The 26,387-nt window shown below is 42.8% G+C and carries 17 protein-coding genes; 5 read left to right on the top strand and 12 right to left on the bottom strand.

Features of this window, described 5'->3' with window-relative positions; genetic code table 11:
- Positions 1-35 precede the first annotated feature (35 nt).
- Positions 36-1,115 carry an efflux RND transporter periplasmic adaptor subunit gene (locus CWC29_RS18740; RefSeq protein ID WP_138522923.1) on the top strand — a complete coding sequence of 360 codons (1,080 nt, stop codon included), beginning with the start codon at positions 36-38 and terminating at the stop codon, positions 1,113-1,115.
- 1 nt (position 1,116) lies between these two features.
- A complete protein-coding gene (locus CWC29_RS18735; protein ID WP_138522921.1) occupies positions 1,117-4,185 on the top strand; it encodes an efflux RND transporter permease subunit in 3,069 nt (1,022 codons plus the stop codon).
- A 75-nt stretch (positions 4,186-4,260) separates the two neighbouring features.
- Here CWC29_RS18735 and rluF read toward each other — a convergent pair whose 3' ends face one another.
- The 11 genes from rluF to CWC29_RS18680 form a co-directional block, all read right to left on the bottom strand.
- Positions 4,261-5,256, bottom strand: coding sequence for a 23S rRNA pseudouridine(2604) synthase RluF (gene rluF / locus CWC29_RS18730; protein WP_128726584.1), 996 nt, complete (start codon positions 5,254-5,256; stop codon positions 4,261-4,263).
- 65 nt (positions 5,257-5,321) lie between these two features.
- Complete coding sequence (locus CWC29_RS18725) at positions 5,322-6,395, bottom strand: ABC transporter substrate-binding protein (RefSeq protein ID WP_128726585.1); 1,074 nt, start codon at positions 6,393-6,395, stop codon at positions 5,322-5,324.
- Positions 6,388-7,485 carry a DUF418 domain-containing protein gene (locus tag CWC29_RS18720; RefSeq protein WP_235956690.1) on the bottom strand — a complete coding sequence of 366 codons (1,098 nt, stop codon included), beginning with the start codon at positions 7,483-7,485 and terminating at the stop codon, positions 6,388-6,390. The genes CWC29_RS18725 and CWC29_RS18720 overlap by 8 nt, the downstream gene beginning before the upstream one ends.
- Positions 7,485-8,702: an EAL and HDOD domain-containing protein gene (locus CWC29_RS18715; RefSeq protein ID WP_128726586.1), complete on the bottom strand. Its 1,218-nt coding sequence runs from the start codon at positions 8,700-8,702 to the stop codon at positions 7,485-7,487. Before CWC29_RS18715 ends, CWC29_RS18720 begins: the two co-directional genes overlap by 1 nt.
- Before the next feature lie 258 nt (positions 8,703-8,960).
- Positions 8,961-10,496: a glycogen synthase gene (locus CWC29_RS18710; protein WP_128726587.1), complete on the bottom strand. Its 1,536-nt coding sequence runs from the start codon at positions 10,494-10,496 to the stop codon at positions 8,961-8,963.
- Between the two features lie 16 nt (positions 10,497-10,512).
- Positions 10,513-11,787, bottom strand: coding sequence for a glucose-1-phosphate adenylyltransferase (gene glgC, locus CWC29_RS18705; protein ID WP_128726588.1), 1,275 nt, complete (start codon positions 11,785-11,787; stop codon positions 10,513-10,515).
- 31 nt (positions 11,788-11,818) lie between these two features.
- Positions 11,819-14,302, bottom strand: a complete 2,484-nt coding sequence (locus CWC29_RS18700) for a glycogen/starch/alpha-glucan phosphorylase (RefSeq protein ID WP_138522919.1) — start codon at positions 14,300-14,302, stop codon at positions 11,819-11,821.
- Positions 14,295-16,346: a glycogen debranching protein GlgX gene (glgX, locus tag CWC29_RS18695; protein WP_128726590.1), complete on the bottom strand. Its 2,052-nt coding sequence runs from the start codon at positions 16,344-16,346 to the stop codon at positions 14,295-14,297. The genes CWC29_RS18700 and glgX overlap by 8 nt, the downstream gene beginning before the upstream one ends.
- Positions 16,340-18,580 (bottom strand): 1,4-alpha-glucan branching protein GlgB, encoded by a 2,241-nt coding sequence (glgB, locus tag CWC29_RS18690; protein ID WP_138522917.1) that lies wholly within the window; start codon positions 18,578-18,580, stop codon positions 16,340-16,342. The genes glgX and glgB overlap by 7 nt, the downstream gene beginning before the upstream one ends.
- On the bottom strand, positions 18,581-20,560 hold the full coding sequence (gene malQ, locus CWC29_RS18685; protein WP_138522915.1) for a 4-alpha-glucanotransferase: 1,980 nt from the start codon (positions 20,558-20,560) through the stop codon (positions 18,581-18,583).
- An 8-nt stretch (positions 20,561-20,568) separates the two neighbouring features.
- On the bottom strand, positions 20,569-20,868 hold the full coding sequence (locus CWC29_RS18680) for an isoamylase early set domain-containing protein (protein ID WP_128726593.1): 300 nt from the start codon (positions 20,866-20,868) through the stop codon (positions 20,569-20,571).
- A gap of 567 nt (positions 20,869-21,435) precedes the next feature.
- On the opposite strand from CWC29_RS18680, the gene CWC29_RS18675 reads away from it, so the two are divergent.
- Positions 21,436-23,337, top strand: coding sequence for a putative bifunctional diguanylate cyclase/phosphodiesterase (locus CWC29_RS18675; protein WP_138522913.1), 1,902 nt, complete (start codon positions 21,436-21,438; stop codon positions 23,335-23,337).
- A 128-nt stretch (positions 23,338-23,465) separates the two neighbouring features.
- Here the strand turns inward: CWC29_RS18675 and CWC29_RS18670 are convergent, their stop codons facing one another.
- Positions 23,466-23,894 carry an Lrp/AsnC family transcriptional regulator gene (locus CWC29_RS18670; protein ID WP_128726595.1) on the bottom strand — a complete coding sequence of 143 codons (429 nt, stop codon included), beginning with the start codon at positions 23,892-23,894 and terminating at the stop codon, positions 23,466-23,468.
- 184 nt (positions 23,895-24,078) lie between these two features.
- Between CWC29_RS18670 and CWC29_RS18665 the strand changes: the two genes are divergently transcribed.
- Together CWC29_RS18665 and astA are read left to right on the top strand one after the other, a co-directional pair.
- Positions 24,079-25,284, top strand: a complete 1,206-nt coding sequence (locus CWC29_RS18665) for an aspartate aminotransferase family protein (RefSeq protein WP_128726596.1) — start codon at positions 24,079-24,081, stop codon at positions 25,282-25,284.
- Positions 25,285-25,314: 30 nt separating this feature from the next.
- Positions 25,315-26,340, top strand: a complete 1,026-nt coding sequence (astA, locus tag CWC29_RS18660) for an arginine N-succinyltransferase (RefSeq protein ID WP_128726597.1) — start codon at positions 25,315-25,317, stop codon at positions 26,338-26,340.
- Positions 26,341-26,387 lie beyond the last annotated feature (47 nt).

The following is a 26,387-nucleotide window of genomic DNA, read 5'->3' as shown; positions in this document are numbered from 1 at the left end:
CACGCATTAAAACTGACGTTGTCATGGAGAACAATATGTTAAGAATGTTTTCTGGAATTGTGTTGGCTACTTTACTAATAGGTTGCCAAGAGCAAGCAGAACAAGCCCCAACAGAAGCCCCTAACCGACCGGTTAAGATTCACACGGTTTCGGATCCAAATAGCAGCACACTCCGCAGTTTCCCAGCTGAAGTGGTGGCAAATCAAGGCTCCTATCTTGCCTTTCGTGTGAATGGCGAACTCATCGAGTTTCCAGTTCTTGCAGGACAGGATGTGCAAAAAGGACAACTCTTGGCAAAGCTTGACCCCGAAGATTTCAATCTACAATATGAACAACGTAAAGCCCAATTTGAGCTCGCTAAATCGCAGTTATCTAGAATCAAGCCATTGTTCGAAAAAGGCATCGCCACTAAAGCTGAGTTTGATAAAGCTAATGCAGACAAACAGGTTGCCGAGTCTGCTTTTAAAATTGCTAAAACGAACCTTGAATATAGCGAACTAAGGGCGCCATTTAGCGGCACTGTCGCTAAGGTATTTGTGAAAAATTATGAAAACGTGGTTGCAAAACAAAACATCTTGCGCCTTGAAACACGCGATATGATGGATGTAATTATTCAAGTGCCTGAACGAATTGTGGCTCGCGTGGATAAAGATTCAGATTATAAGCCGACGGTTGTTTTTGATGGCTACCCAAGTAAATCTTATCCTCTCACCATCAAAGAATGGGATACGCAAGCAGATCCTGCAACCTTAACCTACAAAGTCGTATTTAGCCTTCCAATTCCTGAAGATTTCAATCTATTTGCAGGTATGACGGGCCATGTGTATGTTGACCCAAGTAAAATTACTAACAGTGAAAACACAGCAATCATAGTGCCCAATCAAGCTGTTTTCTCAGATAAAGAGCAAAGTGCTAATAGTAATAGTTACGTTTGGGTATATCAAAGTGACAAACAAACCGTCACTAAACGCCAAGTTACCGTTGGCGAACTTAATCACTCTGGTATCGAGGTGTTGTCGGGCCTTGAACCCGGTGAAGAAATTGTAGCTGCCGGTGTACATTATCTACAAGAAGGCGCAAAAGTGAGACCTTGGACTAAAGAAAGAGGTCTGTGATATGAGTTTAGCCAAATGGTCAATTGAAAATAAGGTTATCAGCTGGATGTTTGCCTTACTCCTACTTATTGCAGGAGCGGTATCCTATTTGGGTTTAGGCCAGTTAGAAGATCCTGAGTTCACATTAAAAAAAGCCATGGTCGTGACCATGTACCCGGGTGCCTCACCACAGCAAGTGGAAGAGGAAGTCACCTTTCCGATTGAAAATGCAATCCAATCTTTACCCTATGTCGACTACGTTACCTCCATTTCTTCCCCGGGAAAGTCACAGATCACCGTTGAAATGAAGAGTAAGTACCGTAAGAAAGACTTACAGCAGATATGGGATGAGCTTCGCCGTAAAGTCAATGATTTAGCACCTAAATTACCCCCAGGTGTTATGTCTCCAAGTGTTATTGATGATTTTGCGGATGTGTATGGTGAGCTGTATGCTATCACTGGAGAAGGTTATTCGTATGACGAGTTAAAAGACTATGTTGACTTCTTAAAGCGTGAGTTAGTGCTTGTTGAAGGTGTCAGTAAAGTTACGGTAGCGGGTGAGCAACAAGCGCAAGTAATAGTTGAAATATCCACACAGAAATTATCGCAACTAGGCATTCCACCCAGCCACATCTTTTCGCTTCTTCAAGCACAAAATACTGTTTCTAACGCGGGAAAAATTCGTGTTGGCGATGAATCTATTCGTCTTCACCCCACCGGGGAATTTACGGATGTCTCAGAACTTGAGGGATTACTAATCTCAAAACCTGGTGCCAAAGAGCTTATTTATTTGGGTGATGTCGCCAAGGTAACACGTGAATATGCTGAAGTACCTAGCCATATTACTCGCTTTGCTCAGCAGCGCGCACTGTTGGTTGGCGTATCCTTTACCTCTGGCGTCAACGTCGTTGAGGTAGGTAAAGAAATTGAGCATCATCTACAGCAACTAGAATATCAACGTCCGTATGGCATTAAGGTCAACACAGTTTACAATCAGCCTACAGAAGTTGAGACCTCAGTTGACGGTTTTATCATCAGTCTTTTAGAGGCCGTTGCCATAGTAATTATCGTTCTGCTTATCTTTATGGGTGTAAAAAGTGGCATATTGATCGGTGGTATTTTGCTTATTACTGTGCTGGGTACCTTTATCTTTATGAAGATATTTGCCATTGATTTACAACGTATTTCATTGGGTGCTTTGATCATTGCATTGGGTATGTTGGTCGATAATGCCATTGTTGTGACTGAAGGTATTTTAATCAACATTAAACGAGGTCAATCTAAGATTAAAGCAGCTGTTAACATTGTTGAACAGACAAAATGGCCGCTTCTTGGTGCAACTATTATTGGGATCACTGCATTTGCACCGATTGGATTAAGCTCAGATGCCAGTGGTGAGTTTGCCGGCTCTCTATTTTGGGTGTTGTTAATTTCATTACTACTAAGCTGGGTCACGGCTATCACATTGACTCCATTTTTTGCCAATTTGATGTTTAAAGGACCTAAACAAAAGTCATCAGATACCAACGAAGAAGAGGACGACCCTTACAAAGGAGTGATATTTACAGTCTATAAATCGATGCTGACCTTCTGTCTTAAAAATCGTGCTATTACCATTATTGCTATGATTTTACTTTTGGTTGCTGCCGTAGTTGGCTTTAAATCCGTTAAACAGTCATTCTTTCCGGCTTCGAATACACCGATGTTTTATGTTGATTATTGGCATTACCAAGGTGCAGACATTCGAAGCACAGCGCAGAATGTAGAAAAGATCGAATCATTTTTACTGGACGATCCATTGGTTAGCGAGGTAACCACAACTATTGGTCAAGGTGCGCCTCGGTTCATGCTGACTTACTCACCAGAAAAGCAATACGATGCTTATGGTCAACTCATTGTTCGTGTGAAAGACCGAGAAGCAGTGATAACAATGATTGCTAAGCTTCGCGAGTATGAACTTAAACATGAGCTTGATGGTAAACTGAAGATTAAACGAATGGAAATCGGTCCTTCTACAGATGCGAAAATTGAAGCTCGCTTCTCAGGCCCCGACCCGGTTGTACTGCGTCAACTAGCAGAGAAAGCAAAGGATATTTTTAGCCAAGATGATCGCGCTTTTAATATCCGCGATAACTGGCGTCAGAGGACCAAATTGATCCGTCCGCAATTTAATGAGTCTAAAGCCCGTAGATTAGGGATAAGTAAGGCTGATTTAGATCAGCTATTACTTACTTCAGTATCAGGTAACAAAGTAGGTTTATATCGAGATGGTACACAATTACTACCGATTATCGCTCGCTCTCCTGAGGATGAAAGGCTCAATGTTGAAAATCTTGGTGACTTACAAATATTTAGTCCCGTACTAAATGTTTATGTCCCAGTTTCACAAATTGTTGATAAATTTAGTGTAACTTGGGAAGATAGCTTGATAATGCGCCGTGACCGTAAACGCACTATCACTGTAATGGCGGATCACGACGTTATCGGAGACGAAACTCCGGCTAAATTATTCGCCCGAGTGAAAGCTGATGTCGAAGCCATAGCACTTCCTCAAGGTTATGAAATGCAATGGGGCGGTGAATATGAGAGCTCAACAGATGCGCAGTCAGCTATTTTCGGATCCTTGCCGATCGGTTACTTAGCCATGTTTATGATCACTGTGTTGCTCTTCAACTCAGTTAAGAAACCTTTAGTTATCTGGTCTACGGTGCCACTCGCAATTATCGGGGTAACGGCAGGCCTGGTACTATTACAAGCACCATTTAGCTTTATGGCGCTGTTAGGTTTACTAAGTCTGTCCGGCATGCTGATTAAGAATGGTATCGTACTGATGGACCAAATCAATATTGAGATAGAGTCTGGTAAATCTCCTTACCAAGCAGTGTTTGACTCAGGTGTTAGCCGTGTAAGACCCGTATCTATGGCAGCCATTACAACCATACTAGGCATGATCCCACTGTTATTCGATGTGTTCTTCCAATCAATGGCAGTAACCATTATGTTTGGTTTGGGTTTTGCGACCATACTGACATTGATCGTCTTGCCAGTACTTCACTGTGTCTATTTTGGTATAAAACAACCTGCAGACTAAATTGCTAACGTAGGTCCGCTAACAAAAAGCCCCTTAACACTGTCAAGGGGCTTTACATTCAAAACATTTTTTATTTCATTTACCACTTTTATTTAAAGATAAAGTGCCTTTAACTCTTTTTGCTGGCTTTTTACCTTCGTTAGGATTTTCTCTTCTAGTATTGTTACTCGGCGTTTTATTCTTATTTCTCGCTTTGGAGTTTCCAGCAAAGCCGTCTCGATTACGATTATCGGTATCGACTTTTCTATTTCTATCACCGTAAGAACGTTTGTTTTGCTTCGGATTGTCACCTTCACCCGATTCTTTTCTAGGTTTATCAAACTGCCTTCCCGCACCAGCACCAGCTGATGCTTCTTGCGTTTTACTTGACGACTCAGTGGCTTGATTAATCGCCCGCATTTCGTTGTCGTTAAGATGACGCCACTTACCAGAACTAAGACCAGTAAGATCAATATTCATGATCCGAATACGTTTAAGATGTGTTACTTCAAATCCTAGATATTCACACATTCTACGAATTTGACGATTTAAGCCTTGGGTCAACACAATAGTAAATGATTTAGCACCGGTTTTACTGACTTTACAAGGCTTTGTGACAGTGCCGAGGATTGGAACACCTGAGGACATACGTTTTACAAAACGCTCATCAATGGGTCTATCGACCACAACCTCATATTCTTTTTCATGGTTATTGCCAGCACGAAGGATCTTATTGACCATATCGCCTTGGTTGGTCAAGAAAATTAACCCTTCGGATGGACGGTCCAAACGACCAATTGGGAAAATACGCTCAGGATAGTTAATCGCACTGACAATATTACTTTTGATTTTACGCTCGGTAGTACAAGTTACACCGACAGGTTTATTATAAGCAATAAATACGGCCTTTGGCTTTGCCTTCAGAGGCTTACCATCAATGATGATAGTGTCGGCATCAGACACTTTGGTGCCCATTTCTGGCAGAATTCCATTTACTTTGACACGGCCTGAGGCGATTAAGTCATCAGCTTCTCGACGACTGCAGAATCCAGTTTCACTGATGTATTTATTGAGGCGCTTTTGCTCTGTCACGATACAACCACTTTGAGTAAAAACCCGTATTGTAATCGCTTCAACCGCTTTACACTACTGCATTTCTACTTTTGCAAACTTTTTCTTAATAGCTCAGGAGAAAAATGATACTGCTCTTTAGGTTTTCCTCTGAGACTCATTGCCTTGTAATCAATAGATTGCCAGTTTTTCGCTGACTTTACCCAGCGATAGTCTGCTAGATTTTCCTTAGTGATCAAACTTAGGTCGAAAGCAAGCTCGGTGTGATTCTTCCAAAATGGATGCCCATAATAATGATCGTACACCGAAATCAACGCCCAAGCCCCCATCATAAAATGGCCACCAACGGATGCTTGCATCTCATTATGTTCAATAAGGTCAAAAGTATCCGACAACCAATCAAACCCTCCAAATACGATTTTTGACGTGCTTGATGCAGCTGCGGTGATAGCCCCCATCGCCATCAAATCTGACGCACACCAAATAAGGTTTGTTTTTGGATAGCGTGCCAATAGCTTTTTTGTTTTATCAAATGCTTGTTCTTTTGACCACCCTGCGTATACAGTTTGCTGAACAACCACGCCAACTTCATCAAAAAATCGCTTTGCACCGTTGCTTCTAATGTCTGACTCTGTGCCATAGTGACCATTAATAGCAATAGGATAAATTGTCTCATGACCGTTAGTTTTAGCCTGTTGGTATAGTTGCTTAGCCAAATCGTAACCAGCCTGGTCATTATCGTGATGCACTTCCCCAAGCCAATACTTATAGTGTTCTTTTGGGTTACCTATTGCGAGCCTTTCTGGGCCAGAAATCGTTTCTTCTAAAGTAATATGGTTGATCCCATACTTTTCCAAAAGTTTTAGGCTTTCTTCGGCCCCACCGGGATAATTAATGAGGATGACGTAATCGGGCGTGGCACGATAACTCAAATATTTTTTAAGTTCAGCGAGCTGAATAATTCGATTCCCTTCTCCATAGATCACATCTAATCTAATATCGAATTGATCCGCTGCCGCTTCTGTAATACCTTGAACGCGCTGCCAAAATGGCTCCCCAGGCACAGAAGGGTTAACAAACAAGACATTTAAAGACTGCTTAGCATCAATACTAAAACACACCATCCATAGCACTAACCCAATTAATACTCTTTTAATCATAACGGGCTCTTCGTAGCACTAGTACCTTCAATAACTTTTCAAATGGACCTTGCTTAAACAGCTTACAATATATCACCGCAAGGGCTAATTGAATTATAGACGCAATTATAAATGCCGAGAAATAATCCACACGATCCCAAGTACTGATAGCGCTTGGGTTTATAAAATAAAAATAACTTACAAACACAATTGACTGGAGAAGATATAACGAAAGCGCTAGACGCCCAACACATTGGAGACTCCAAAGCTGATGTTTTGCACCTCGCATTGCAGCCTTAATTACAACGACGTAAAACAACGCAACCGGTACTGCAAGGATCCAATCTAATCCTTCAAAAAACTCGACGCCTAGTTTACGCTCAAGAACAAAGCCGACAAATGACAAAATAATAGCTACAACGGCAAACAAATTAATTTTATGAACGGGTTCAGTACGCGCTAAATCAAACATACCACTTCGATATAAGCGCATACCGAGTAGCATTAACCCTGCGGTGTACCACAAAGTAATTACCGGAATGAGCAAACTGATAATGACAAAATAAAGTCCATTTAAGGTTAGCAGTTCCAAGTAGTTTGCAGGTATCTGCTGCAAGAACTCGAGGTAGATTTCTGAACTTCTATTTATTTGTGGCTCTGGATCAATTAACAGCAATAAACTAATAGCAATAGAAGGAACTAAAATAAATCCTATCGCATAGCGATTTAACTTATTGTTGCTCGCATCTACAAAGCGTAGTGCAACGAAACCGCTAAGCGCATAATTAAATAAAATATCTCCCGGCCAAATCAACACACCGTGCACCACACCAAAGACCATTAGCCATGTTAGTCGATGCCTTGCAAGGCTATGACCATCTGACTTTGCTGTCTGAATGCATAACGCCGCTCCAAATAGCACTGCAAATAAGCTTCTGAATCGACCATCAAAGAAAATACTATTAACCATTGCGAAGAACGGATCAAGATAGTGGGCTGTTTGGGCTGGTACATAGCCCAACTCAAAATTGGCCATATGTACCATATTCATGGAAAGCAAGCCAAGTAGCGCGAACCCGCGGATCGCATCCATCGCAATAATTCTATTCATCAATACACACGGTTTTTATACATATCAGCCCAGTTTATCGCAGCAGCATGAAAATCAGGAAGGTTTTCGTCTTTGTAGTTTAGATAACTGCACGCATCCTGCAGCGTCCACCAGCTCCCAGACTCATAGGCTCTGACGATATTTAAAATATAATATAGCGTATTGGGTTTGCCTATCAAAGCATCATGGAGCTGCTCAGGAAAAGGTAGTTTGTTTACAACCTGCTCCATCGGCCTATCAAGAATAGCATCGAGCAGGGAAAACAAACCCGTCATAAAACTCATATTGGTAAGTCCCGGCGAGATTTGCTGTGCGATAAGCTCACAAAATCGCGAACGAACGATAGAAAGGCGTGTTAATTCTGTCGGCTTTCCCTCAGCTACGTGAGCAGTCATAATTAAGTTTACAAACTTTTTAACACGCTCGTTTCCTAAATATACCAAGGCTTGTTTTAAAGATTCAATCCGACTCTTAATTGGAAATACCCCGGAGTTGATTAACCTGAGCAATTTATACGCAAGCGCTGTGTCTTGGGCAAACAATTCGGCTAGTCGTGTAATACTCATATTTGGTTTAAGTGCTTCTTCATAAATAAGCATGACAATCACATAATTAATAGTAATGTCTTTTTGCTCAATCATCTTTGGTTTTGCAAAGAAGTAGCCTTGAAAGAACTGGAATCCCATCTTTTTAGCTTGCTCGAACTCTTCTTCGGTTTCGACTTTTTCAGCGAGTAGCTTGATGTTCTTTCGTTCTTTGATCATATCAATCACTGGTACTATGGTGTCCAGCGGATTTTCCATCACGTCAAACTTAATCAGCCGCACAAGCTTTAAGAAAGGCTCCCACTCTCTTGAGTATTGAAAATCGTCGAGGGCAAGTCTGAAGTTACTATGAAATAAGCCTCTTATTCGCTCATAATTTTGCTTTGTTGGTGGAATAGTCTCCAATAGCTCCAATATCACATCATTTGCTGGGAGAAACTCACACAGCTCCTGACGTAACGAGTCTGGACCAATATTAATTAGCGCTTTCTTTCCCGAAGTGAGATATCGCATGCCGAGGTTAAGTTGATTATTCATTATCAGCCTGGCTGTCGCTGCATCATCTGCAATATTTGGAAAGCTATTTTTTACACCATCGCGAAACAACAATTCGTATGCAACAACTTGTTTTTTACGATTAAATATGGCTTGGCGGGCCACAAAAACCTTCAAACAAAAACTCCTTCGTACCCAAAGTGAACGATCACACTTTTGGTTTAGCAATTTTTAGATTTTAACCCTTTATGATGATAAAGAAAATCAACCTAAGCTATTAAGAATCAAAATAATAGCTTAAAAGATAATGTAAAATGATAAAAAAGAAAGGCCAAAGCTATCTTTTGATACCTTTGACCTAGTTTTTTGTGTAGCAATTGAGCTAATTGATAAATACTTAAAACAGCGGCGCAAATTTTTTTATCTACATTTTCGCTATCTATATAATTGTTCGCAGTATTTTTGTGCAACGTCAGACCAATCGAAGCGCTGCATACGAGCTTGCTGCCTGAGTTGTTGATATTTTTCGCTATCCCCTACCAGATCAGCGAGTGCTAGTTCAAAAATCGCAATAAACTGACTACCTTGCTCAGCGAGCGTTTCTCCTTCAAAGCAATAGCCGGTTTCGTTGTGTTTTACCGTATCAGATAATCCCCCCACTTTGTGCACAATGCAAGGTTGCCCAGCACGCATCGCAAGCATTTGGCTAATACCACAAGGCTCAAAGGAGCTTGGCATTAAAAACAAATCACCTAACGGGTACAATTGCTCCCCAAGAGCTTTACCATAACCATTTAAAAACAAGACATTCTCATGCCGTGCCATGACCTCGGTAAACAGCTGCTCTAGAAATGGGTCGCCAGACCCAACAATCACGACGCGTGCTCCTTGATGCTCGGCTACTTTTGCGATGTCATCAAGCACAATTCCTGATTGGGTTGGCTGTCTTAAAATAAGTGCTTTTTGATCGGTAAGACGACCAACACTTGTAATAAGCTTGCCATTAAAGGCTTCACCGCGCCAAGCGAGTATACGTTGGTGGGCTATGTAAAACCGAGATAATACTTGGCTTGATTTTGCCATCCATTGAAACACATGCAGCTCAGCAAGCGCCAAGTAGTCAGCAAAAGTAAGATTCTCGTCGCTAGCTGACTCATCATACACACAACCGTTTAAAATACCAGCTAACCGTCCTTCATGTGAAGCATGCTGCATATCACTTTCTAACCCTTCACCACCAAAAAAGCCAAGCTCTGGATGACTTGGGATCATTACTTCTTTGGCGTAATTAGGAGAAACAACATGTACTTTGTCTGAAAGATTAATAGCAGCTCGCATAGGATTAAAACAATGGGGATATTTAGGATCGCATATACTGAGTCCATCATAAGTGAGCGTGGGAAACCAAGACTCAAGACTTGAAAAATCATGGTTAAAAGGTCGGATCCCCTGAAGTGCGAGGTTATGCACCGTATAAACTGTTTTTAGCGCCTTTAACCGTTTAAACCTTGGACTAAACTGGCGTAATACAGCAACGACGGCAGCATGCCAGTCGTGAAGGTGCACTACATCTATGTCCGCTATCAACTCATGCTCGATAAGTTCAGCGACTGCCGCGCTAAAAAACGCAAATCGATTTGCATCCGTGGCAAAAGGCTGGTGAGGATCATTACAATAAATAGCACCGTGATGCTCACTAAATAACGAGTGTGAAATAACATACTGGGTGACATTATTACTTTCTTCAACGGACCAAAGAGTCGCCGTTTCTAGGTGTTGCCGAAAAGGAACGGCAATATCAGCGACTAAGTTTCGAGTTAAAGCAGCTTGGCCATAATCGGGCGTGACCACCGATACTTTTATGCCAAGCTGCGCCAGTGCGTAAGGCACATCGCGTATCACATCAGCGACGCCCCCTACCTTACAATTTGGCAACCGATCGTTTTCGGCTGCCACTAAAATTACATGCATAGTACCTCTACACGGATCATTTCTTTTGTTTTTCCGCAAGCTCTGCGAGCATATCTCGGGTCACTAATACGATCCCCTTATTCGATACTCTAAAGCCGTTCGCTTTGTCTAAATCAGTATCGTAACCAATTGTCATCCCCTCTGGTATGTGACAACTGCGGTCAATGATTGCGTTTTTAATTTTGCAGTTACGCCCGATTTTGGCACCGGGTAACACCACGGCCCCCTCAATTTCACAATACGAATGAACGTGTACATTGGAGAACAGCAATGAACGCTTAACCTTGGAGCCAGAAATAATACAGCCACCAGAAACCGTAGAGTCTACGGCCATACCGCGCCTATCATCGTCATCAAATATAAATTTCGCCGGTGGTAACTGCTCCTGATAAGTCCAAATTGGCCAATGAGGATCATAGAGATCAAGTTGGGGTTCAGGAGAAACCAACTCCATATTTGCTTCCCAGAATGAATCCAATGTACCTACATCTCGCCAATACGGCTGCCCTTCGTGTGATGGGTCGCAAAATGGATACGCATACACATTATGCTCTTCTATGATGGATGGGATAATATCATGACCAAAGTCACGCCCCGACCCTTCTCGTTCCGCATCTTTTTTTAACTGCTCGAATAAAAACTCCGTGTTAAACACATAGTTGCCCATAGATGCCAAACATACACCTGGCTTTCCAGGAATTGAGGTCGGATCTACTGGCTTTTCATCAAAGCGACGCACCCGGTTGCTTTCATCAACGGTCATTACACCAAACGTTTTTGCCGCTTCTTCACAGGGCACTTCGATACAACATACGGTCATATCTGCCCCCGTTTCTACGTGCTTTGCAAGTAAACCACCATAGTCCATTCTGTAGACATGATCACCCGATAAGATCATAACGTATTTGGGAAGCTCATGACGAATAATATCCATATTCTGGAAAACTGCGTCTGCTGTGCCGCAGTACCACTCATCACCGTACCGCTGTGATGCAGGTAATATCTCTACAGATTCTCCCAGCTCCTTTTTAAAGTGTCCCCATGCACGATTAACATGGCGAATCAGCGAATGCGACTTATACTGGGTGGCAATGCCAACTCGACGGATCCCTGAGTTAATGCAGTTAGACAGTGGAAAATCGATAATTCGATGTTTGCCGCCAAAATAAACAGCGGGTTTCGCTCGCCAATTGGTGAGCTCGTGAAGGCGCGAACCTCTTCCACCCGCAAGTATTAAAGCATATGTTTCTCGAGTGAGGGTACTAATATAACGATTCGCATAATTAGGCATTATTTCTTCTCTCCATAACTTTTTGCGGTGACTACTGCATTGGGCTCAAGCGCCAAATATCATCGCTGTAATCTTGAATTGTTCTATCGCTAGAAAATTTTCCACTGGCTGCGGTATTGAGAATACTCATGCGCAGCCAATGCTCCTTGTCTTTATATGCCTGAGCCGCGTGCTCCTGACTCTCAACGTAGGAGGGAAAATCTTGTGCCACTAACCAAGGATCAGTACTACTCTTAATTGAGTTAATTACATCATCAAAGATATTAGGCTCAAATAGGTTAAAGTGCCCACTTTCAAGCAAAGCCATAACGCGTTTTAGGTCATTGTTGCTTTCTATTATCTTAAGGGGCTGATAATTTTGGCGCACTTGCTGCGCTTGTTCCGCGGTTACACCAAATAAGTAAAAGTTGTCTGCGCCAACGCATTCTCGTATTTCGATATTTGCACCGTCTAAGGTACCTATGGTGATAGCGCCATTCATCATAAACTTCATGTTGCCAGTGCCAGACGCTTCTTTTCCAGCTGTTGAGATCTGCTCTGATAAATCTGTTGCAGGGCAAATCACTTCCATTTTTGAGACATTGTAATTGGGCATGAAAGCCACTCGGAGGTAGGGCCTCGCTGCTGGGTCATTGTTGATAACATTGGCAACATTATTGATTAATTTAATGATTTTCTTCGCCATGTAATAACCTGGTGCCGCCTTACCTCCAAACAGTACGCAACGAGGAACAAGCTCTGCCACATCACCACGACAGATCCGGTCGTAAAGATGGATAACGTGCAATACATTAAGTAGTTGACGCTTGTATTCATGAATACGTTTCACTTGAACATCAAACATCATAGTTGGGTCAAACTCTACCTGACATTCATGAGCAATTAGCTCTGCAAGACGCTGCTTGTTGTTTTGTTTGACTGTTAGCCACTGCTTTTGGAAGGCGTGATTATCGTAAAAACGACGTAGTTCACTAATTTTAGAAAAATCAGCTTGCCATCCATCGCCAATTTTATCACTAATCAATTGTGCCAGTTCTGGATTACAATGCGATAACCAGCGTCTTGGCGTCACCCCATTCGTTTTATTATTAAACTTCTCAGGGCAAAGTTGATAGAAATCGTTAAACAACCCAGCTTTTAATAACTCGGTATGTAAAGCCGCAACGCCATTGACAGAATAACTACCAACAATCGCAAGGTACGCCATGCGAATTTGAGGATGACTGGACTCCTCTATGAGTGACAGCGCACGCTGCTTTTCGATATCACCCGGCCATTTTAATGCTACTTCCGACAAAAAGCGGGCATTGATCTCATAGATAATTTCTAGCAATCTAGGTAACAAGCGCTCAAATAGACTCACAGACCAGCGCTCTAATGCTTCGGGCAATAAAGTATGATTAGTATATGCCATGGTTGATGTCGTTATCTTCCATGCGGCATCCCACTCCAGCTCGTAATCGTCTAATAAAATGCGCATTAGCTCAGCTACGGCGATACTTGGATGAGTATCATTGAGTTGGAATACGTGATAATCAGCAAAATCACTGAAATCATCGCCATATTGCTCAACCCAAGTTGCGATCACGTCTTGTAGACTCGCGCTGGATAAAAAGTACTGCTGCCTTAATCTCAGCTCTTTACCGTTTTCACTAGCATCATTGGGATACAGCACCATCGTTATCTGCTCAGCGAGATTCTTTTTCGCCACCGCTTCTGAATAACTACCGGCGTTAAATTCGCTGAGGTCAAACTCATCGGTTGCCTCTGATTTCCATAGCCTTAATGTGTTTACCACCTCATTACGATATCCAGGGACTGGGACGTCGTAAGGCACGGCGAGTATATCTTGCGTATCAAGCCACTCACGATGCTGTCTACCATTTTTGTCGGTATGTACTTCAACATGACCAAAAAACTTAACTCTCCGGGCTTGCTCTGGTGCAGCAAGTTCCCATGGATGACCTTCTCGGAGCCAGTTATCTGGCTGTTCTACTTGATGACCCTGCTCGCAGGTTTGGTTAAACATCCCAAATTCGTAACGCAAACCGTAGCCGACAACAGGAAGGGCTAATGAAGCACAGCTATCCAAAAAGCAAGCTGCTAGGCGACCTAAACCACCATTGCCAAGACCTGCATCATGCTCAGCCTGCGCGACCTCTTCAAGCTCAGTACAGTATTCTTGCAATGCCGCTTGAACTTGTTCTTCTAAGTCGAGATTTAGCACCGCATTAGACAGTGCTCTACCCATTAAAAATTCCAACGAAAGGTAAGCTGCTTTGCGCGTTTTTTTACTCTTAATGTGCTCTTTCGTTGCACGGCAGCGAGCAACTAATCGGTCACGAATGGTCAAGGCTAATGCATGGTACAAATAAAGTCGCGACTCTCCTACTTTGTCTCGACCTAAGGTGTAGTAAAAGTGACGAGTTAAATCATCACTCAAGGTGTTTTCATCTATCTTTGGTGCATCTTGCCAATGTTTCACGACACATACTGGCGCACTTTTATTAGCCATGCTTTTCGTCCCCTTTGATTGATGTAAATATCCATGCTGACTTAGCTGGAACCTGTAAATAAGAATCTAACTCTGGTCTTTGCGGCTCAACCGCGGTGGTAATTGCTTGCTGCCAATGAGATGAAAATGCACTAAGTGGCAGCTTTATTTGCAGCGCATTCTCACTGGCGTTCAGTATTATCAATAAGCTTTGCCCTAACTGCTGATCGGTGATGGTGTAACTCAACCATTTACGGCTTGGCTCTCGCCATTGTTCGGGCGATAACGGCTTTGCTTGTTCATTAAACCAATTCACTGCAAAACGACTGTCACTGTCATGGACATAAAATGAGTGAGAAAACGCGGCAAATTGTTTACGGAGCGCGAGTAAATCTTGGATAAAAAAAGTTAACATGTGGTGTTGCTGATGGTTTTTCCATGCCAGCCAGCTAGTGCAGTTGTCTTGGCAGTAGGCATTATTGTTACCATTTTGCGTATGTGCCATTTCAGTACCCGCACAAATCATCGGGATCCCTTTGGATAAAAACAAAGTGAGTAATGCATTTTTCTGCATACTGAGACGCAATTCATTGATTTGAGGGTCGGCACTGAACCCTTCTACCCCACAATTAAATGAAAAGTTTTCACTGTGGCCGTCTCTATTTGCCTCACCGTTTGCTTCATTATGTTTATGCTCGTAAGCCGTCCAATCAAACAATGAGAAGCCGTCATGACTAGTAAGAAAATTTATGGAGTTCAAAGGACCCCGTAAGTTATGTTCAAACAGATCACTGGAGCCATGAATACGCATCGCAAGCTCTGGCAATACACCCTCATCGCCACGCCAGAAGCGCCTAACAGTATCTCGATATTTATCATTCCACTCACGCCAAGGAGAAGGAAATTGTCCAAGTTGATACCCACCAGGACCAATATCCCAAGGCTCGGCAATCAGTTTTACTTTGCTAAGCACCGGGTCTTGATGGATCGCTTGCAAAAACGCATGTTGATTTGAAAATCCCGAGGCTTGACGGGCAAGGATCGTCGCCAAATCAAAACGAAAACCGTCAACTCCCATATATTCTACCCAATAGCGTAAGCTGTCCAAAACAAGCCTTAATACCACTGGATTCGAGATATTCATTGTGTTTCCACAACCCGTGTCATTAATGTAGACATTGGGTTTACTCGGCAAGGTGCTATAATAAGTCAGGTTATCAAACCCTTTAAAGCTAATTGTCGGGCCATCCAAACCACCTTCCGCAGTATGATTAAACACCACATCCAAAATAACCTCTATACCGGCTTGGTGGAGCCGCTCTACCATTACCTTAAATTCGTTGATGTCGTCGTTAACAAGATAACTTTTGTGTGGCGTAAAGAAGTTGAGGCTGTTATACCCCCAATAATTTTTTAGCCCTTTAGTCGTAAGAAATTGCTCATTGATAAACGCATGCACAGGTAGCAACTCAATTGCAGTAACACCAATATGCTTTAGATGATCGATAAAGGTTTGCTCAGCAATCCCTAAATATTTTCCTTGGTGTTTACTTGGAATATCAGGGTGTCGAACAGTTGCTCCTTTAACATGACACTCATATATAACCGTTTTACTCCACGGCGTCTTGGGTCGCTTCCCTTGATACTTTTCAATCGCCGTCACTTTGCTCTTTGGCATATCACAGGCGTTATCAGAAGGGTTTAAATGACCTACTGGCAAATGACAAAAATGCCGTTCACTCCAAGTAAATTCGCCGAAAAAGTCACGGCAATATGGATCTAAGAGTAACTTATTAGCATTGAAAAGTAGCCCTTTTTCCGCGCTATATTCCCCGTCTACCCGATAGCCATATAAGTCTCCGACTTTTGCTCCTTCAATAAACAATGACCAATTTCCGCCTTCATGCCGAAACATCCCTATCCGATTCACTTCGCTATGGCCGCTTTTGTCGAACAGACAGAGGGTTACACGTTTCGCTTTCGGTGCATAAACACAAAAGTTAACACCTTTATCACTGGCCGTCGCACCCAGCAATTGATGATCGCCGCGATAACTGGTTAGCATGCGCCACCAGAGATCAGCTGCAAATACACGGTTGCCAAAGGCGGAACTGTTATATCGATACTTTGCTCAAGGCCATGGCTTGCTATGTTTTTCGATTCAATGAGTTGTTGTTTATGTGCAACGACTCCAACGCCACTCCCCCAAAACGCTTTGTCATCCGTGTTTAAGATAACTTGATACACACCCGCTGATGGCACGCCTAAGCGGAATTGGAAATGAGTTTGTGGCGTAAAGTTTGCGATCACCACCAGCGGTGTAACACCATCTTGTCCGTAGCGTACAAAACTAAATATACTTTGCCCAGCATTCCCCCCATCAATCCAATTAAACCCTGTTGATTTGTTATCGCACTCGAATAGTTGCGGCGTTGATTTATAGGTCGTATTGAGCGCTTTGACACACTCATACACGCCTTGGTGCGCTTCACTTTCAAGCAACTTCCAGTTGAGTTGTTGGTTATGATCCCATTCCTCTCGGGGGGCAAGTTCAGCGCCCATGAACAGCAACTTTTTACCTGGGTGGGCAAACATAAAGCCATAGTAGGCACGTAAATTAGCGAATTGCTGCCAATCGTCTCCTGGCATTTTGCTCAGTAGCGCACCTTTGCCATGTACCACTTCATCGTGACTTAATGGCAGGATGTAATTTTCAGAATAGGCATACACCATCGAAAAGGTCATTTCATGGTGATGGTACTTGCGATGAATTGGGTCTTTGGACATATAGTTTAGCGTGTCATTCATCCACCCCATATTCCACTTATAACCAAAACCCAAACCATCGTGTTCAACACTGCGGGTAACACCGGGCCAAGCGGTGGATTCTTCAGCGACCATCATAATACCTTCATCAACACCATAACATTTGGTATTGACTGATTTGAGGCATTCTATTGCACCTAGATTTTCGCGGCCGCCATATTGATTTGGCACCCATTCCCCATGTTTACGGCTGTAATCCAAGTAAAGCATCGATGCCACGGCATCAACTCGTAACCCATCGATGGCGTATTCTTTTATCCAGTACATCGCATTCGACAACAAAAAGCTTTTTACTTCAGCGCGGTCGTAGTTAAAAATATAGGTGTTCCAATCTGGGTGAAATCCTTGCCGCTTATCAGCGTGTTCAAATAGATGCGTACCATCAAATTTATGTAAACCATGAGGATCTGATGGGAAATGTCCCGGTACCCAGTCGATAAGTAATCCGAGGTCTTCACGATGACAGCACTCAACAAAGTAAGCAAAATCCTCCACGCCACCAAAGCGACTGGTTGGCGAGAATAACCCCACTGGTTGATAACCCCAGGAGCCATCAAAAGGATATTCACTGATAGGCATCAGTTGCAAATGGGTAAATCCCAGTGCTTTTACATAAGGGATAAGGTCATCCGCTAATTCTCGATACGTGAGATAGCGATTACCTTCTTTCTCTCGGCGCTTCCACGAGCCCAAATGTACTTCATAAATACTAATGGGTGCATTGATTTTATTACGCAGCGCCTTTTTATCATGGTAAGCTTGGCTCAATGTGAAAGCCGCAGGTCGAGCCTGAGTTATACTCGCCGTACCCGGTGCTTGTTCCATTTTAAATGCAAAGGGGTCGGCCTTTTCTATGCGTTCCCCCTCAAATGTGGTGATTGCAAATTTATAGCAGCAGTCAACCTCCAGTGCCGGAATAAAAAGCTCCCATACACCGCTGGCTGGATGTAACCGCATTGGATGCTGAACGGCCTGCCAATGATTAAACTCACCTATCACAGAGACAGACAACGCATTTGGCGCCCAAACACCAAATCGAAACCCAATTACCCCCTCTATTTCTACTTGATGTGCACCTAAATGCAAATAAGCTTGAGCTTGTGTTCCTTCATTGAATAAGTACAAGGCATCATCAGCCAAGCAACTATCAAAACTATATACATCCCTCCCAGTGACGGTTTGTTCTGGGTAGTACACTTCAAGCAGGTAATCTTTGCTGATGTCATCCGCTTTAAAATCTAATGTGAATAGCGCACTTTTGCGAAACCGTTCAAGCGCATAGCTACTATTGTTGGTAAGTACGTTAACTTCTGTCGCACCTGGAATAAAACAGCGCACGACTGAGCGCTTCGCATCTAGCTGGTGTAGCCCTAAAAAGGCAAATGGGTCACGACACTTACCTGCTTCCAAAGCGGCTAATTGACTGATGTAGTCGTCTACGTGGGCGTCTTCTATTTTTGCTCTTGTATTCATCTATTCTTTCCTGCTGGTTATTGCATCTCGGATCAGCGGCCGAGAACTTGCAATAATTTCCGCTGATGTCTGATTAAGTCGCCTTCTCCAGTTTGGGTACTCTTGATCAGTACCAGGAATATTCACTGGTAACTTCTGTTCGTCGAGGTCATCAAACTGAATTGTCAGCATTTTTGCAGGCGACTTGGCGAGCACATTGATAAGCGCCTGATACACATCACGGGCTTCGCTCGCAAGGGCGACACTCGCCTCACCATAGCAACTAAGCCAATGACAAAGCTTCTCTCGCTCGGATGTTCGCTCTTCATCCGCTTTTGTTAGTTGGGGTTCGCTCAATAACTGATATTCACGTCTCAACCTAAGGTCATCATGGCTCCACCAGCCAAAAAATGGCGGGACGTCATGGTTAGCAACCATCAGTAACGCATTGTGCTTATAGTGCGTGGGTGCTAAAAACTGACCGTGATAATCCTTTTCGAAATAAAAAAGAATATTGCTGTATATATGCGACTCAGACATTGCTTCTTTGATTTCGATTGGAACAACCCCTAAGTCTTCACCAATGATCATCACTTGGTGCTTGACGGACTCAATCTTAAGGATCGCTAAGAGGTACTCAAATGGATAATATACATAGCAACCTGTTTGCTGCTGTTCTTGATAAAAACACCACCATAACCTTCTTAGGCCCATCACATGATCAATTCTTAATGCCCCAACACCGGTGATGTTCGCTTGGATCAGCTGTTTAAAAAATGCAAAGCGCTGCGCTTTTAACTTAACGGGGTTTAACGCTGGTAACCCCCAGTTTTGACCGAGCTCAGCCCAAGGGTCCGGAGGTGCGCCCACACGAGCATGGTCGGCATACAAATTTTTATTGCTGTTATATTCACTTGAGCCGTCAGCACAACCTACGGCTAAGTCATTGATTAAACCTACGGCCATGCCAGCATTGAGTGCCAAAGATTGGCATAGCGTTAATTGCTCAAACGCAAGCCATTGCAAAAACTTGGCAAAGTCATCGTCCTCAAATGCCTTAAGCTCTTGCTGCTTAGCTTGGCAAAATCGAGTAAAGTCAGCACGCCACGCTCCAGTTTGGTCGCACAATAACTGCCACGCAAAACGTAACGCGTTAAGCTTGCTTTCCATACAGTGAGTCATATTAAGATATGTCGCGCTCAAGTTACTCTTTGAAACGTCTAAATAGTCGGCGAACACACTCACATCTAAGCCAAATTGTTCACACAAAAGCTCGATAGAAATGTAAAAAGGATGCAATAAGCGGCGGTCATTTGGGCTGTACGGGCTCGCTTTTTCTGGTTTATCAACAAACAACAAATGCAGTGGGTTTAACAAAATGTAATCAACCCCTTCAGCTGCGCTAGCCTCTACTAATTGCTTTAGCTCATAAAAATCCGCACTTAGCTTGCTGCCAGCAGGCTTTAACGAATATAGCTGAATAGACAATCCAAGGAGCTTTTTATGTTGTTCAATAGGGTCATAACACTGTCTAGGCGTCACCCAAAGTTCTGTCTCAAACCGCGCACCATTTAACATTACCTCAGCGCTATGATAACCGACTTCGATCGCGTTTATTGGCACTTCAAATTGAACATAACGTGTATCTTGATAGCGGTAATCCCCAATCGCGACTTGCTTGTTTGGATCGCAAACACAGCAATAACCCAATGCAGGGATCGACACAGTTAATTCGTTAATGTGCAGGCCGTCATCCACCCGTATCGTGATAGTTGGTGTCTCTTTGCAAACCAAAGTAATGGCTTCAACTGGCGTGAGCCATTTGGCAATATCCAACTCAAAGTTGAGCCTGTCTATTTCGTCTGGATTACTGACATCAACACCACACTCCTGCAAGGCCTGTAGGCGAGTTTGGTGATCAAATACCACATGATCACCGGTGTATTTATGGTACTCATAACCAATACCATAGAGATATAGAAGCTGAGCAATGTTGTCCATTTATAATGTTACGCTCTCGCTGTGGACACAACGCTGTTGTCTTCTCCAAAGCCATTTGGCACATAATCATCCGCTTGATGATCATTGTCCCATACTTCGCCATCAATCAAATATCTGAAGTGGTAATCTTTGTCGGTTGGTAAACGGTGTTTAAGCTTAAACGCACTGTCTTTTTTGATGAATTTCATTGGCTCGGGTTGCCAATCATTAAAATCACCAACAAGTTCCACCGTTTTAGCTTCTGGGTGTGAAAATGAAAATGTAATTTCCGCTTCGTCTTTTGTTTTGAAAAACCGTTTAGTGAGCATATAACCCCCGTTTACCTTTTGTGAGTCCTTATTTCACAGTGACGTACGCTAATACTGCAAACGACTGGTAACTGTGTACGATTCATGTCGAGCATATTGAAATTTTAATGAAAATAAATTGCAATTAGATGGCAACTCACCAATCGCTTTAAAAATCAACAGCCCTAAGTACAGCAAACAAATATTGAGTTTGTATGACAGTACAAATTTGGTGCAATTCTGCACCGCTTTGGCGCAATCTAAATCAGATAAGCAGTGATTTCAGTTTGCTACAGGTTCCTTGCAATCACTGAGCCAATCACATTAAGAGTCAACAAGAAAGCTAGTTGAGAACGGTTATCATGTAAAGTGAATTTAACTAATAATTGATCCTGCTCATATAATGTAGTTTGCTAATTGAAATTTTGAGTACTTTTGCGCTATGAGGTTTGCAACTGAATGCTAAAGTGTGTAAAAAACTAGGTTAGCAGCTATAATTTCAGATTACATTTTTTATGATAAACATATCATCCATGTGTTATTACTTAATAATACGCAAGAGTCTGAATTACTAAGGAAAGCCTATTCATGTCAAACGCAATAAGACTAACAAGTACCCTAATTCTGGGCGCTCTATTCGTTGTCATATTGCTGCACCTGTCTTTTAAGAGCCATGTGTTTGAACTGCTCGCTACAACCTCGGCAACTGAGCACCTTACAACATCAATGGTATCACCTTGGTACTCTCCACTACTGCACGGTTTGAGCTTTGCTGCAAAAGGTAATTCCACCTACGTTGTAGTCGAATCAACGCTCGGAACGCCTAAATATCTGGATGTAAATACGGTTTGGTATGCCGTGTTTACTTCACCCATCACACTGATTGCAATCACAACATTACTTGCAATTATTGCGTACCTTTTTAAATCAGAGCGCAGATATCGTTGCCAAGACGAAGATATTAACGAGGTGAATAATGACGTTGGAGGGATATTGGCGCGTTTAGAGGTAAGCAGCGCGCCACTGCATCATAAGTCTTCTCTTGCAAAGCTCAGTCATGCGATCCACGATTTATCCAGCCATCTTGCACGAGTAAAACGCCATTCAGAGTCTCAAATTTTTCAAGACAAGCTCACGAAACTAATCGATAGGCATGCCTATATTGATCATATCGAGGCAAAGTTAAAACAAGCAGAGTTAGCACAACAAAAGTGTGGGCTGCTATTTATCGACTTAGATGGCTTTAAACAGGTCAACGATTCATTTGGCCACAGTTTTGGCGACGAAATTTTGATCCAAGTTGCCGCTAGGCTCTCAAACACTGTCCGTCAATATGGTTTGGAAGATTGCCACCCTATCCATGGCCTTGAACAAAACCTTTCAAGACTCGGCGGCGATGAATTTTCGCTATTTATTCCCAAATTAAGCGATCCGAGCTTATGCACAGAAATCGCACAGTCCATTCTAAGTGATATAGAGCGTGACTTCTTGCTTGGCAATAAGCTTGTCAAAATTGGAGCAAGTATCGGCATCGCAGTATATCCAGATAGCGCCGCAACTCCGAACTCGTTACTACAGATGGCTGATGTTGCCATGTACAGAGCAAAAACAGATGGACGTGGGATTTTTAAAGTTTACTCCCCCGAAATGGGGTCGAAAATGCGCCGTTATCACTACCTCTTAGAAGAGTTACGACTCGCTATCTCTGCGCAAAGCTTTTATCTGTCATTCCAACCGATAGTACATGTTGAAGATTGTGCTATTGACTATTTTGAGGCGCTTATCCGTTGGAATCACCCAATAGAAGGGCAAATTCCACCAGCTGAGTTTATTCCAATTGCAGAAGAATCTAATTTAATTTTAGAGCTTGGTGATTGGATCTTACTTGAGTCGTGTAGACAAATGTGTGCTTGGCATAATGCAGGGATGAAAAAGGTAAAAATCTCAGTCAATGTTTCTGGAATACAACTAAAACATAGAAAGATCTTTGAATGGGTAAGTACTGCCTTAGAAAAGACCGGCTTACCAGCCACCGCTTTGATGTTGGAGATCACGGAGTCCACTCTAATCAAAGCTAGCAATGAAACTATTTCACAATTGCAACAATGCCGAGATGCTGGAATAAGCATTGCAATTGATGATTTTGGCACCGGCTTTAGTTCGCTGAGCACCCTTGCTGATTTGCCTATAGACGTGATAAAAATTGATAAATTATTTATCACTCAAGCCAACAGCAATCCTAAATATCGTAAAATCCTCAACTCCATCAGCGAACTGGGACAACAGTTAGAATTAAAAATTGTTGCCGAAGGCGTTGAACAAACAGAACAATTTGAGCTAGTTAAAAACTTAGGGATCAGTTGTGTACAGGGATATTTAGTTAGCCGGCCTGAAAGCTCAAATAATGTGGGTAGCAAAGTGTTAAATGGCAATGTTAATCATATTGCAGCGACCGGCACCAGCATTTGGTTACCAGAACAAGTTGGATAGCTCACTGTTAAGCGGAAAAGTTAGCTACACAACATCCTCCAAGCTAAGCAATCTATTATGCTAAAAGCGGAGCAATTGGTAAGTGGTGACGAGCGCTCAAAGTATTTATCCAGACACGGTAAGGTTATTTATCGCTTAAATTTGGTTTCTAAAATAACCGACGAATTGGTACGCTCAATCCCTTCTAAATTACCAATTTCATCTAGCAGATGACTCAACTGCTCCAAACTCTGTGCTTCAACAATCGCAATCAAGTCATATTCCCCACTAATGGCATAAAGTGCTGAAACATTTGGCAACTGCTGCAATGCTAAATTCGCCTTTGTAGTGAGTTTTTGTTTTACCTTAATAGAAACGTGTGCCGATACTAAATCGTCCATATACTGCTGCGCGAACTCCACGCGATAGCCTTTGATTACGCCATTTTGCTCTAATTTTGCGATACGATTTTGTACCGTGGTTCTGGAAAGATCTAACTTACGTGCCAACTCAGAGATACTCTCCCGTGCATTATTACGCAACAATGCAATAAGCTTTTCATCTTGTAAACTAATCATTTTGCAATTTAACCATGTTAATTTGACATAAATGATAGCAAATATGTGAATTATTGCACTGCAAATTATTACAAAAGCGCGTAATAATGAAGAAATAGCAAGTTGGCTGTGAGCAGAACAACAAGTAATCAGCTTCTGCCCGACAGTAATACCGCACAATGATAACAATTTAGGAGAAAGCGTCATGCAAGCAAATCGCGAATTATTCGATGAAGTCATGGTTCCAAACTACAACCCGTCAGCAGTTATTCCAGTTAAAGGTGAAGGTTCTCGCGTATGGGATCAGACAGGTAAAGAGTTCATCGATTTTGCAGGCGGTATCGCCGTGAACTGTTTAGGCCATTGTCACCCAGCGCTTGTTTCTGCACTTAAAGAGCAAGGCGAAAAAATTTGGCATCTATCAAACGTGATGACCAACGAGCCGGCGCTTCGCCTTGCTAAAAAGTTAACTGATGCAACATTCGCAGAAAAAGTCTATTTCGCAAACTCTGGCGCCGAAGCAAACGAGGCCGCTCTTAAACTTGCGCGTCGTTGGGCTCTGGATAAATTTGGTGCAGAGAAAACACAAATTATCGCATTCAATAAAGGCTTCCATGGTCGTACTTTCTTCACGGTAACGGTTGGTGGTCAAGCAGCCTATTCTGACGGTTTTGGTCCAAAACCAGCTGATATTACTCATATCGACTATAACGATTTAGCTGCATTTGAAAAAACAATCTCAGACAACACTTGCGCAGTCATGATGGAGCCGCTTCAAGGTGAAGGCGGGATCATTTCTCCAAATGCTGAGTTTGTGCAAGCTGTGCGCGAACTATGTGATAAGCACAACGCGCTACTTATTTTTGATGAAGTACAAACCGGTGTTGGCCGAACTGGTGACCTATATGCTTATCAGGGGCTAGGTGTAACACCTGATATCCTAACTAGTGCAAAAGCACTAGGCGGCGGTTTCCCGATTGGCGCGATGCTTACCACTACTGAAATTGCAGCTCACCTTAAAGTCGGCACCCATGGCTCAACTTATGGCGGTAATCCACTAGCCTGCGCGGTAGCAGAAGCTGCATTTGACACTGTAAATACCGAATCAGTATTAGCTGGCGTAAAAGCCAAAGAGCAAGTATTCAGAGATGGTCTAAATGCTATTAATGACAAATACAATGTATTTTCTGAAGTGCGCGGTAAAGGTCTTCTTCTAGGTGCAGTGCTCAATGACAAATTTGAAGGCCGTGCACGCGACTTTCTTGTAGCAAGTGCAGAGCACGGTTTAATGTCATTAGTTGCTGGTACTAACGTAGTTCGTTTTACACCTTCTCTTGTGATCACTGACGAAGAGATCCAAGAAGGCCTTGCACGCTTTGAACAAGCGGTTGCTGCAGTAGTAAACGGCTAAGGAGCTGGGGACCTCGGTCTCCTCTTTCTCATGTTAGTATTAAGACCAATACAAAAAACTGACTTCGACTCGCTAAAAACCATTGCGGTTGAATCTGGCCATGGATTTACCTCACTGCCAGTAGATGACGAATTGTTGTCTAATAAAATTAATCGCTCAGTTGAAAGCTTTGCAAAGTCAGTGTCAAAACCATACGACGAAGGCTATTTATTCGTCCTTGAAGACACACAAACGGGCGAAATTATAGGCACCACTGCGATTGAAGCCGCGGTAGGTATGTCTGTGCCTTTATACCACTATCATCTTGGTAAAACAGTACATCACTCAAGAACTTTAGGTGTCTATAATACCGTTGATATTCTGTCGATGTGTAACGACTACACTGGAAGCTCTGAGATCTGCACACTATTTTTACGTGAAGGTCATCGCCAAGGGTTAGCTGGTCGCTTTCTTTCAAGAAGTCGCTTCTTATTTATGGCTGAACATGCAGAACGCTTTAGCGATACCGTTATTGCAGAAATGCGTGGTGTAAGTGACGAACATGGTCACTCGCCATTTTGGCAGTGGTTACAAGAGCACTTTTTTAGCATCGAATTTCCGCAAGCAGATCACTTGGTCGGTCTCGGGGACAAAGTTTTTATTTGTGAACTTATGCCCAAGTATCCCATCTATGCAAACCTACTAAGTCCAGAAGCACAAGCCGTGATAGGTAAAGTGCATGAGAAGACCAAGCCTGCTTTGCGTTTGTTACAAAAAGAGGGGTTTGAACACCGTGGCTATGTTGACTTGTTCGACGCAGGTCCAACGGTGGAAGCCAGACTAGAAAACATTAGAACGGTTAGAGAGTCGTTTAAAGGTGAAGTTGAAATAGTCGCTTCACTACCTGACAAGCTCCCTAGTCTTGCTATTTCAAATGGTCGGTTAGACGCGTTTAAAGCCACGTTTACCGATCAGGCTTATCTGTGCGAAGCAGAAGAAAAAATTCAGCTGACCGCAGAGGTAGCCAATGCGCTTGATGTCACTCAAGGTGAACTGATAAACGCATTTAAACTATAGATTTCAATGTCGTGCTGATACCAATTGGTATAAAGTTTAACAAACTG

Source organism: Pseudoalteromonas galatheae, assembly GCF_005886105.2.
Taxonomy (GTDB): Bacteria; Pseudomonadota; Gammaproteobacteria; order Enterobacterales; family Alteromonadaceae; genus Pseudoalteromonas; species Pseudoalteromonas galatheae.
The sequence above is the reverse complement of the archived record's forward strand: the minus strand, read 5'-3'. Positions and strand labels throughout refer to the sequence as shown.